The organism is Streptomyces sp. NPDC005925, assembly GCF_040638805.1.
Classification (GTDB): domain Bacteria; phylum Actinomycetota; class Actinomycetes; order Streptomycetales; family Streptomycetaceae; genus Streptomyces.
Genome location: NZ_JBEXVL010000018.1, coordinates 62,077 through 73,170 on the forward strand (window position 1 = coordinate 62,077; position 11,094 = coordinate 73,170).

The 11,094-nt window shown below is 71.3% G+C and carries 12 protein-coding genes; all 12 read left to right on the forward strand.

The genetic code is table 11. The features are described from left to right. Nucleotides 1-35: 35 nt before the first annotated feature. From ABZ354_RS20520 to ABZ354_RS20575, 12 genes are read left to right on the forward strand one after another with little or no spacing between them, the layout of a single operon-like run. Entirely contained in the window at nt 36-1,292 is a 1,257-nt protein-coding gene (locus tag ABZ354_RS20520; RefSeq protein WP_358658659.1) for a beta-ketoacyl-[acyl-carrier-protein] synthase family protein, read from the forward strand. Then, the gene (locus tag ABZ354_RS20525) at nt 1,289-2,422 is read left to right on the forward strand and encodes a beta-ketoacyl synthase N-terminal-like domain-containing protein (protein ID WP_358658661.1); all 1,134 of its coding nucleotides are present in this window, start codon (nt 1,289-1,291) and stop codon (nt 2,420-2,422) included. The genes ABZ354_RS20520 and ABZ354_RS20525 overlap by 4 nt, the downstream gene beginning before the upstream one ends. Continuing rightward, nucleotides 2,419-3,381: a beta-ketoacyl synthase N-terminal-like domain-containing protein gene (locus ABZ354_RS20530; protein ID WP_358658663.1), complete on the forward strand. Its 963-nt coding sequence runs from the start codon at nt 2,419-2,421 to the stop codon at nt 3,379-3,381. The genes ABZ354_RS20525 and ABZ354_RS20530 overlap by 4 nt, the downstream gene beginning before the upstream one ends. Next, nucleotides 3,378-4,241, forward strand: a complete 864-nt coding sequence (locus ABZ354_RS20535; protein ID WP_358658665.1) for an alpha/beta hydrolase — start codon at nt 3,378-3,380, stop codon at nt 4,239-4,241. Before ABZ354_RS20530 ends, ABZ354_RS20535 begins: the two co-directional genes overlap by 4 nt. Nucleotides 4,242-4,246: 5 nt before the next feature. Further along, a complete protein-coding gene (locus tag ABZ354_RS20540) occupies nt 4,247-5,287 on the forward strand; it encodes a thioesterase family protein (RefSeq protein ID WP_358658667.1) in 1,041 nt (346 codons plus the stop codon). Between the two features lie 28 nt (nt 5,288-5,315). Next, complete coding sequence (locus tag ABZ354_RS20545; RefSeq protein ID WP_358658669.1) at nt 5,316-6,419, forward strand: beta-ketoacyl synthase N-terminal-like domain-containing protein; 1,104 nt, start codon at nt 5,316-5,318, stop codon at nt 6,417-6,419. A gap of 43 nt (nt 6,420-6,462) precedes the next feature. After that, nucleotides 6,463-6,726, forward strand: a complete 264-nt coding sequence (locus tag ABZ354_RS20550; RefSeq protein WP_358658671.1) for a phosphopantetheine-binding protein — start codon at nt 6,463-6,465, stop codon at nt 6,724-6,726. Next, the gene (locus tag ABZ354_RS20555) at nt 6,723-7,169 is read left to right on the forward strand and encodes a hypothetical protein (RefSeq protein WP_358658672.1); all 447 of its coding nucleotides are present in this window, start codon (nt 6,723-6,725) and stop codon (nt 7,167-7,169) included. The genes ABZ354_RS20550 and ABZ354_RS20555 overlap by 4 nt, the downstream gene beginning before the upstream one ends. Then, the gene (locus ABZ354_RS20560) at nt 7,166-7,651 is read left to right on the forward strand and encodes a beta-hydroxyacyl-ACP dehydratase (protein ID WP_358658674.1); all 486 of its coding nucleotides are present in this window, start codon (nt 7,166-7,168) and stop codon (nt 7,649-7,651) included. The genes ABZ354_RS20555 and ABZ354_RS20560 overlap by 4 nt, the downstream gene beginning before the upstream one ends. A 21-nt stretch (nt 7,652-7,672) precedes the next feature. Next, entirely contained in the window at nt 7,673-8,419 is a 747-nt protein-coding gene (gene fabG, locus ABZ354_RS20565; RefSeq protein ID WP_358658676.1) for a 3-oxoacyl-[acyl-carrier-protein] reductase, read from the forward strand. 32 nt (nt 8,420-8,451) lie between these two features. Then, nucleotides 8,452-9,162 (forward strand): DsbA family protein, encoded by a 711-nt coding sequence (locus tag ABZ354_RS20570; RefSeq protein WP_358658678.1) that lies wholly within the window; start codon nt 8,452-8,454, stop codon nt 9,160-9,162. Nucleotides 9,163-9,206: 44 nt separating this feature from the next. After that, complete coding sequence (locus ABZ354_RS20575) at nt 9,207-10,883, forward strand: NAD(P)/FAD-dependent oxidoreductase (RefSeq protein ID WP_358658679.1); 1,677 nt, start codon at nt 9,207-9,209, stop codon at nt 10,881-10,883. Nucleotides 10,884-11,094 lie beyond the last annotated feature (211 nt).

The following is an 11,094-nucleotide window of genomic DNA, read 5'->3' on the forward strand; positions in this document are numbered from 1 at the left end:
CGGCCACGACACCGATGAATCCGGACGGAGAGACCATGCGTGCAACTGCAACCAGTAACAGGTCGGCACCACCGGCGCACCGTGTGGTCCTGACTGGCTTCGGAGTCTTCTCCAGCATCGGTGTGGGCGCGGCCGAGTTCGCCGACGGGCTGCGGTCCGGGCGCAGCGGAGCGAAGCCGATCACCCGCTTCGACACCGAGGGCTTCGCCCACGCCAACGGGTGCGAAGTGGTCGGTTTCGAACCGACCCGCTGGATCCGCAACCTGGAGGTCGACGAACTCGGCCCGGCCACCCGCTTCTCGGTGGCCGCGGCCAGGATGGCCATCGACCACGCCGGTCTGGACGAGGAGTGGCTGCGCGAGCGCCGCGGCCTGATCTCCATCGGCACCACCGATGGGGAGTCGCACGACCTCGACCGGCTGGTCGAGACCGAAATCCACCACGGACCCGAGAAGATGGACCCCGTCGTGGCCCGGCGGGTGGCGCCCAGCCGGCTTGCCACGGCCGTGGCCCACGAACTGCGGCTGCACGACGTCGAGGCGGTGACCATTCCGACGGCCTGCGCCGCCGGCAACTACGCCATCGGCTACGGCTTCGACGCGGTGCGCAACGGCGAGGTCGAGTTCGCCCTCTGCGGCGGCGCGGACGCGATGTGCCGCAAGACCTTCGCCGGGTTCTACCGGCTCGGCACCATCGCACCGGACTGCTGCCGCCCGTTCGACAAGGACCGCAAGGGCATCCTGACCGGTGAGGGCGCGGGCGTACTGGTCCTGGAGACCCTGGAGTCCGCCCTGCGCCGCGGCGCCACCATCTACGCCGAGATCCTCGGCTACGGGCTCAACTGCGACGCGGCCCACCCGGTCGCGCCCAACCAGGACAGCATCGCCCGCTGTATGGAACTCGCCCTGTCCAACGCCGGGGTGAAGCCGTCGGAGGTCGACCTGGTCTCCGCGCACGGCACCGGTACCAGGGCCAACGACGTCACGGAGACCCGCGCGGTGCGCGACGTCTACGGGGCCCAGCCGCCTCGGACCGTCTCGCTGAAGTCGATGCTCGGCCACTCCATGGGTGCCGCCAGCGCACTGGCGGCCATCGCCTGCGCACTGGCCATCACCAACGACTTCGTGCCGCCGACCATCAACCACCGTGAGACCGACCCCGAGTGCGAGGTCGACTGCGTGCCGAACGAGGCGGTCGAGGCCCAGCTGCGCATCGTGCAGAACAACGGGATGGCCTTCGGCGGCAACAACGCCGTCGTGATTCTTGCCAAGTACGAGGAGCAGGCCCTATGAGCTGGCCCATCGTCGGAATCGGCGCACTCGCGAGCATCGGCCGCGACCCGGAGGAGGTCTTCGACAGCCTGTGCGGCGGGCACAGCGGCCTCGCCCCGCTCCGCGGCTTCGACAAGGAGAAGTTCAAGGCGGGCCACCTCTTCGAGATCGACAACCGCACGGCACCGGGCGCCGATGTCCCGGGCCGGGCCACCGAGTTCCTGCTCGACGCCGTCGGTCAGGCGGCCGCCGACGCCGGGCTGGGCGAGGACCTCGGCGACGTACCGGTGCTGATCGGCACCGGGCTGCGGGAGCTGCGGTCGCTGGAGCTGTGGTGGCGGGACGGCGCCGACTTCGCGGCGGAGCGGATGCACTTCGGTACGGCGCTGCGGGAACGCTTCGGCGCGGTGGACACCCACACCTTCTCCAACGCCTGTTCCGCGTCGCTGTACGCCCTCGCGCTCGCGGTCGACCAACTGGAGTCCGGCGCCGTGGAACACGTGATCGTGGCGGGCGCCGACTCGATCACCGAGAGCATGTTCGGCCTGACGGACGCCTTCCAGCTGGAGCCGCCCGGCAGGCTGCGGCCCTTCGACACCCAGCGCAAGGGCACCATCCTCGGCGAGGGCGCCGGCGCGATCGTGCTGAGCCGCGACCCGGGCGAGCGCAAGGTCTACGGCCGGGTGCGGTCGGTCGGCGTGAACTGCGACGCCCACCACACCACCGCACCGGACCAGGCCGGCATAGCGGCGGCGATCCGGGACGCGCACGCACGCGCCGGTGTGAAGCCGGACGACGTGGACCTGGTCATGCTGCACGGCACCGGCACCCCCCTCAACGACGAGGTCGAGGTGCGGGCGATGCGCGAGGTGTTCGCCGAGCACGAGGGGGTGCCGCTGGTGACCGCGATCAAGTCGATGACCGGGCACACGGCGGGTTCGGCCGGAGTGCTGAGCCTGGTCACGGCGCTGATGGCGATGGCCTCCGGCCGGATCCCGCCGGTCACCGAACTGGACGAGCCCACCGAGGACGTCAGCGCGATGCGGCTCGTGCACACCACCGCGACCAGGGCCGAGGTCCGCCTGGCGCAGGTCAACGGTTTCGGATTCGGCGGACTGAACGCCGTGGCGATAGTGGAGGCGGCCCGATGAGTGAGCTCGCGCCCGTCGTGATCAGCGGCGTCGGACCGGCCCTGCCGGGTGTGACCGGCATGGCGGACCTGGTGACCGGACCGGCCCTGCCCGCGGAGCCGGTGGACCCGGCCGCCGTGCTGGGCAAGCGCGGCCTGAAATACAAGGACCGTGCGACGCAACTCGGTCTGTGCGCGGCCTTCGCCGCGCTGCGCGACGCGGGCCTGCGCGACGCGGACGGCCCGACCGCGGACGGCACCGGCACCGGGGTGGTGGTGGCCTCCAACTACGGCAACGTCGACACGATCTGCCGGGTCGTCACCACCATCGCGGCCGAGACGACCCGCGGCACCAGCCCGATGGACAGCCCCAACGCCTCCAGCAACATCATCGCCTCCGAGATCGCCATCCGGTACAAGCTGGGCGGGCCGAACCTGACCGTCTGCAACGGTGACGCCTCGGGCCTGGACGCCCTGCGCTGGGCCGCGAGCATGCTGAGCGCCGGGCGGGCCGAGCAGATCCTGGTCGTCGGGGTCGAGCCGGACAACGAGATGGTGCGCAAGCTGGTCGGCGCCGACCGGATGGTCGACGGAGCGGTCGCACTGGTCCTCGAGCGGGAGGAGACCGCCCGCGAACGCGGCACGCGGGCCCGCGCCCGGTTCGGCGGCTTCTCCCGCACCGGCACCGTCGAGGTCGGCGTCCGCCGGCTGGAGGCGTTCGGTGCGGGCACCCCGACCGGCTGGTACCTGCCCGAGGCGGCCAGTGACCTGGACATCTCCGCACACCTCCTCGCCGGCGTCCCCCGGCACGGGATGCCCGACGCCTGGGGAACGCTCTCCGGCGCGCTGGGCGTGATCCAGAGCGCCGCGGCCGTCGGCCGCTTCGACGCGGGGGACCGGGGCCCGGTCCACGTCATGGCCGGCCGCGACGACGACGGGATCGCCGGAGCCGTGCTGTGTGCTCCAGGGGACGCAGAGTGACGAGTCAACAGTCCGCGCCCGGCGCCCCTGTCACCGGGCCCGCGTGCGTGGTGCACCACCGGGGGCCCTCGGGCGGACCCCGGGCGCTGCTGCTGCACGGCCTGGCCAACGGCCCCTCCGTCTGGGAGCCGCTGGCCGCCGCCGGAGCCGCGGGCCTCGACCTCTGGGTCGCGGACCTGCCCTGGGGCAGTGCGCACCCCCCCGACTGGGCCTACCAGCCGGACGCCACCCGCACGGTCGCCGAGGCGCTGAAGCAGGTACCCGGCGGCGCCGGCGTCGTCGTGGCGCACTCGTTCTCCGCGGTCCTCCTGATGGAACTCCTCAGCGACGAACTCGCCCGGGGCGGGGACCCGTTCGGGTGCTACGGCATCGACGCCCTGGTGTTCGCGTCACCGTTCTACCGGCGTTCCCCGGAGACCTTCGAGTACGGCATCGTCGGGGAACTCCTGGACAACTTCCGCCACACCATGGACGAGGGCATCCGGGTGATGGCCGGGCCGCGGCTCGACGCCTCCCTCCGGCACGACATGGCGCAGCGGGTCTGCGAACGCGTCGGCCCGTACGGCTACATGAGCTTCTTCCGCAGCTACTTGCGCACCCCCTGGCTGCGCACGGACCTGTTCACCGTGCCCGCACTCGTGATCGGCGGCGAACAGGACTTCATCGCCCCGCCCGACGAGGGCCTGGCACTCACCGCCGACCTCCCCGACGCCCGCTGCCGGTTCGTACCCGGCGCCGGGCACTTCCCCATGGTGGAGCAGGCGGACGCCTTCGCCGCCGCGCTCGGCGAATTCCTCGGCTCCATCAGCCGAACCGCACCAGCCGCACTCGACCAAGCGCTCGACCACCAAGGAGCCTGAGCACGATGACGTCACCCGTCACCACCACGCCCGAGCCGACCGAGCAGTCCATCAGCGACTTCTTCGACGTCACCAGCAACGTCACGCTGCGGCCCTCCTACGAGGGCGGGAACATCAGCACGACGATCGGCTTCAAGTGCGTGCACTACCTGATCGAGGCGGCCGTGCTGGAGCACTTCCGCGCCGCCGGCCTCGGTGCCACGAACCTCTACGTGGAGCACGGCGTCGGCCTCGACGTGGTCTCCGTCAACACCCGGCTGCACACCGTCCTCACCCTGGACGACGCCGTCGAGGTCGAGGTCGTGCCGGTCACCAAGGACACCGACGACCGGCTGAAGTTCAAGATCACCGCGACCGTGCCGCGCGAGGAGGGCCCGCGCAAGGCGGTCACCACCACCTTCAAGGTCGCCCTGCGCTCCATCGACCACGTCGAGAACGTGAAGCCGCTGCCCGAGCGGCTGCGCCGCTTCGTGGTGCCCCGGCTGGGCACCGCGACGCCGCGGGAGATCAGCGCCGTCCCGGTGGACAACATCAACCTGTCCGAGCAGCGCGGCATCACCAGCCGCTCCGGCGACCCGGTGCTGGCCGAGATCATCGGCGACGACAACGCCTTCGGCTGGAAGTGGCGGGTGCCCTACTTCTACTGCCACTTCACGAGCCACATGCAGATGTCCGGCTTCCTGCGGCAGATGGAGGAGGTGCTGCACCTGTTCGTCGCGGACCGGGGCATCGCCATCCACCGCATGCTGGACGAGCGGAACTGGATCCCGGTGGTCACCAAGTGCGACCTCGAGATCACCGAGGAGGTCCGCATCGAGGACGAGCTGTACACCGTCTTCACGATCGAGGACATCTTCAAGGGCATCCTCTTCACCGCCCGCATGGACTGCCACGTCGTCCGTGACGGCCGTCTGGTCCAGGTCGCGACCGGCCACATCACCCACGGCTACGTCACCAAGGAGTCGCCGGAGAAGGACTGGTCCCTGTGCACCTTCGACGAGGAGGTCATGGCCGCGCTGAGCGGCAAGCACCTCGCCGGCAACTGACCGGACCCGACCCGAAGGAGTAGTTGTCATGAGCAGCGACACCGTGAGCGCTGTCCGCGGGCCGGTGATCACCGCCTGGTCGGCAGTGTCCCCGTTCGGGATCGGCCGTTCGGCACTCGTCGACGGCATGCACGGAGGCGGCGAGACGGCCGCCCCGATCGACCCGGAGCAGTGGCAGGTGCCCGACGAGCGGGCCAGGCTGGTGCCCGGCTTCAGCCCGCGCGAGGCCCTGGGCCGCAAAGGCACCCGGTCCATGGACCGGGTCACCGGCCTCGCGGTGAGCGCCGTCGGTGCGCTGCTCGACGACGCCGACCGCAACCGTCATGTCGCCACCGGCGAGCGCGGAGCCATCGTGCTCGGCACCACCACCGGCAGCGCGCAGAGCATGATGGACTTCACGCGGGACTCCCTCACCGGAGCCCAGCCGTACTTCGTCGACCCGGCGCAGATGCCGAACACGGTGATGAACTGCGCGGCCGGCCAGTGCGCGATCTGGCACCAGATCAAGGGCCCCAACGCCACCATCGCAGGGGGCCGCCTGGCCGGTCTGCTGGCACTGAACTACGCCCGCCGGCTCCTGGGGGCCGACCGGGCGAAGGCGGTGCTGTGCGGCTCGGCGGAGGAGTACTCCAACGAGCGCGCCTGGCTCGAATGGCACACCCGCGGCGCCGAGGAGAACCCGGCGCTGCTCGGCGAGGGCGCCGGGATGCTCCTGCTGGAGCCCTCCGAGGACGTCGACGACCCGCACGTGCTGGCCGAGGTGCTCGCCGTGGAGAGCGGCGTCTTCGGTGACGGCGCGCTGCCCACGGTGCTGGAGGCCTGCCTGCGCCGTGCCATGGGCCGCGCCGGCGTCGACCCGTCGGAGGTCTGGGTGGCGAGCCCCTGCTCGGCCGCCGACACCCTCGGCGAGCAGGAACGCACCGTGCTGACCGGGATGTTCGGCGCCGACGCCCTCGAACCTCTCGCCAACACCGCGCTGTTCGGGGAGGCCTCGGCCGCGTCGGTCAGCCTGCAGATCGCCTCCGTGCTCGCGCTCGCCGAGCGCAGGACGGACGTCGCCGGGCGCGTCGCGGTCATCACCGCGGTCGAGCGCGACGGCGGGGCCGGCTGCGCACTGCTGCGGCTGCGTTGAGCACATCCCAGCCGGACCGAATCGAACGGAGACATACGTAGCGATGACGACACAGCCCCTTGCCGAGCCGGACAAGGAAGAACTGCGCCGGACGCTGGCCGACGTGATCGACGTCGAACCGGCCGACATCGGCGAGACCACCGACTTCGTGGACGACCTGGAGGTCGACTCGCTGCTCCTGCTGGAGCTGGTCGTGGTGCTGGAGAAGAAGTACGGGGTCAAGTTCAGCGAGGACGAGATGCGTACGGCGCGCACGCTCCGCGACGCGCACGCGCTGCTGGTGAGCAAGTCGGCGGTGTCGGCATGACGGTCGCGCCCCCCGGGGCGGTGGGCGCGGTCTCCCGCGCCCTGCGGCCCTCTCCGGTGGACGCGGAGGTCGAGGTGGTGTCCGTCGAGCGCTCCGGTGAGGGCGGCGCCCTCACCGCGGTGACCACCATCGGGATCGACAGGACGGAGCCGGTCTTCGCGGGCCACTACCCCGACTTCCCGATCTTCCCCGGGGTCTGCATCGTCGAGTGCGTCCAGCGCAGTGTGCTCGCGGTGGCCGAGCGTTCCGGCATGCCCGAACCGCGGTTGCTCGCGGTGGAGTCGACGCGCTTCCTCGGTGCCGTCTACCCGGGTGACCTGCTCACCGTCCGTCTGAGCCTGAGCGACCACGACGGCGGTCTGCGGTGCCGGGCCAAGGCCTCCACCGAGCGGGGCGACGCCGCGTCCGTGCGGCTGCGCATGTCCGGGGAGGTCGCCGCGTGACACCCCTTCAGGACGTGCACGAGCTGCTTCCGCACCGTTTCCCCATGCTGCTCGTGGACCGGGTGCTCGATCTGGTGCCCGGAGAGAGCGTCACCGCGGTCAAGGCGATCACCCGCAACGAGCAGTGCTACCGGAAGGCCGGCGCGCACACGGCCGCGACCGTACTCGAGTACCCGCAGGCCCTGCTGATCGAGTCGTGGGGCCAGACCGCGGGCATCCTGGCGACCTGGCGCTCACCGGACGAGGAGAGTGCCGGCGAGACCGGCAAGGTGATGCTGCTCGGCGGACTCACCGGGATCACGTTCCATCGGCCGGTCCTGCCGGGCGACGTGCTCCACCATCGGGCCCGGGTCTTCCACGCCCTGTCCGACACCGTCATTTTCGAGGGCGAGACCCTGTGCGACGGCGAGGTGGTGATGTCGGTCGAGCGGATGGTGATGGCGTTCCGCCCCGCCGAGCAACTGCTGCCGTCCGCAGGCTGAGCGAGGAAGGAAGAGGGTCCGATGACACACGACGCGAAGCGGGTCGCCCTGGTCAGCGGAGGCTCCCGGGGCATAGGCCGGGCCGTGGTGAAGCGGCTCGCGGCCGAGGGCCACGACATCAGCTTCTGCTACCAGTCCAACGGCGAGGCCGCGATCTCCCTGGAGAAGGAACTCGGCGAACTCGGCGTCCAGGTGCTGGCCCGGAAGGTCGACGTGGCAGACGCCGACTCGGTGCGCGCCTGGGTGGCGGAGACGCAGGAGACCCTCGGCACGGTGGACGTCGCCGTCACCGCGGCCGGTATCACCCGGGACAACCCGCTGCTGATGATGACCGACGAGCAGTGGAGCGAGGTGCGCTCCGTCAACCTCGACGGCGTCTACAACGTCTGCCGCTCGGTGGTGTTCGAGATGATGAAGCGCCGCTCCGGCTCGCTCGTCCTGATCTCGTCGGTGGCGGGCGTCTACGGCCACGCCACGCAGTCCAACTACGCCGCGACCAAGGCCGGCATCATCGGCTTCGGCAAGTCCCTGGCCAAGGAGATCGGCCGCTACGGGATCCGGTCCAACGTGGTCGCCCCGGGCTTCATCGAGACCGACATGACCTCGGTCCTCGGCGACAAGATCCGCGACGAGATGCTGAAGTCCATCCCCCTGAAACGCTTCGGTGCCGCCGAGGAGGTCGCCGACCTGGTGTCCTTCCTCGCCTCCGAGCGCGCCGGCTACATCACCGGCAGCGTCTTCCAGATCGACGGCGGCATCACCATCTGACACCGGCCCCCACCACACGAGGACACACCGCCATGGCCAAGAAGCCGCCGCGCTGGTACTTCTCCCTGCGCAGCCCCTACTCCTGGTTCGCCTACCGGGACCTGATGAAGCACCACCCCGACGTGCTGGATGCCGTGCAGTGGATCCCGTTCTGGGAGCCGGACGCGCGGACCGAGGAACTGCTGGCATCGGCCGGGGTGACCCTGCCGCTGGTGCCGATGGCACGGGAGAAGAACTTCTACATCCTCCAGGACGCCCGCCGGCTGGCAGAGGACCGCGGACTCGACGTCACCTGGCCCATCGACCGCGAACCGGTGTGGGAGGTGTCCCACCTGGCGTACCTCCTGGCCGAGGACGCGGGCAAGGGCCGGGAGTTCGTCGACCGGGTCTACCAGGCCCGCTGGCAGGAGTCGAAGAACATCTCCGACCCGGCCGTGATCGGCGAGATCGCCGCCGGCCTCGGCCTGGACGCGGACCGGGCCGCCGGCGCGGTCGACGACGCGGACCTGCGGGCCCGCGGCGTGGAGATCCTCGCCGCCTCGGCGAAGGACGGCCTGTTCGGCGTGCCGTTCTTCATCCACGGCCACGACAAGTTCTGGGGCGTGGACCGCGTCGAGGCGTTCGTCGCCGCTCTGCGGGGCGTGCCGCGCGGCACCACCGGTCCCTCCGAGGCCGAACTGGCCGCCCTGCCCGACATGGCCGCGGTCCAGGGCGACGCCGGCCACGCCGGCGGCTGCGGCTGAGCCGCGGCCCCCGGGCCCCGACAGACGACAGGCGAGAGGCAACGATGAACGACGAGCACCGGCGTCCGGCCGACTGGGACGCGATCGTGGTGGGCAGCGGCATGGGCGGAATGACCTGTGCCGCCTACCTGGCCGTGACCGGTCACCGGGTGCTGGTGCTCGAACAGGCCGGCGTGCTGGGCGGCAACAGCCATGTGTTCCGCCGCCGTTCGGCCTACGAGTTCGACGCCGGTGTGCACTACATCGGTGACTGCGGACCCGACGGGGTGCTCCCCGCGATCCTGCGCGGGCTCGCCCTGGACGACCGGGTCGTCTTCCGCGACATGGACCCCGACGGGTTCGACGAGGTCGTTCTGCCGGGCCTGCGGATGCTCGTGCCCACCGGCTGGGACCGCTACCTGGACCGCCTGACCGGCGTCCTCCCGCAGGACAAGGAGGGGCTGCGGGAGTTCGTCGAGGTGTGTTCGTCGGTCGGCGGGGAGATGCGCTGGACACTGCTGTCCGCGGCCGGCGTCGATCCGGCGGAGATCCTGCGGCGCACCCCCACGGCGATGGCCTGGGGACGGCGCACGCTGCACGACCTGTTCGAGCACTGCCGGCTGTCCGCCGAGGCGCGCACGGTGCTGGCCGCCCAGGCCCTCAACTACGGCATCGGGCCCCGGGAAGCCACGGTCGGCATGCACGCCAGCGTCATGGACCACTACCTGCGGGGCGCCGCGTATCCCGTCGGCGGGGGGCAGATGCTGTCCGCCTCGCTGGCGGAGGCCGTCACCGGGCACGGCGGCACGGTGCGGACCCGGCAGCGCGTGGAGCGCGTCCTGGTCGAGGACGGCCGCACGCGCGGGGTGGTGCTGGACACCGGTGAGGAACTGCACGCGCCGATCGTGGTGTCCAACGCCGACTACCCGCGCACCGTGCTCGAACTGGTGGGAGAGGAGCACCTGGCGCCCTCCGTGGTGAAGCGGGCCCGCACCGCGGTGATGGGCCACCCCCTGGTGGTGCTGTACGTCGGGCTGGACCGGGAACTGCCGGGCCGCAGCGGCGCGAACCTCTGGTGGCACGGCAACGCCGACATCGAGGAGGCGTTCCGTGGTCTGGCCGAGGGCCGTTTCGACGCCCCCGAGTCGGTCTTCATCTCCTTCGCGTCGTCCAAGGACCCGGACACCGCGGCCATCCGCCCTCCGGGGCACGCCAACTTCCAGGTGATGGCCCTGTGCCCGCGCTCGCTGGACGCCTGGGGCACGGCCGCCGCCTCGCCGCACGGCGAGGGCTACCGGCGCGACCCGGCGTACCTGGCGGAGAAGCAGAGGGTCACGGAGGCCATGCTGGCGACGGCGGAGCGGGCGCTCGGCCCCTTCCGCGCGCACATCACGCACCTGGAGCTGGCGACACCGGCCACCCAGCGCCGCTACACCCGATCCACGGGAGGCTCGCCGTTCGGCCTCGCGAGCTGGGGCGGCAAGGGCGCCAGGCCGGACACCCGCACGAGTGTGAAGGGCCTGTACGTGGTGGGTCAGAGCACCCGGTACGGCAGTGGCATCACCGGCGCCGCCGTGAGCGGCATCGCCTGTGCCGGGCAGATCCTCGACCGCCCCCTCCTGCCGGAGGTGCACGCGGGCGCGGTGCTGGGGGAGCGCCGGCTGCTTCCCGAGCGCGGCGCCGGCTGGGACCCGCTGCACGCCAGCGGCGGCCGTGCGCCGCGCGGCGGTGACACGACCTAGGTCCGCGCGAGGAGCCGTTCCGCCGGAAGCCCGACGGCTTCCGGCGGTCGGCTTATTGAGGCTTCTTATAAGAACGTTCCGGCGCCGCAGGGTGCTTGATAACGTCCGAGCGGCGAGGCGGGGTCCGCTCGTGCTCCCGGTCCAGACGCGCCCCATCGGAATTCCTGCGGGACTTCTTCACCATTTTCTGATTCAACAGGAGTGAATAGTC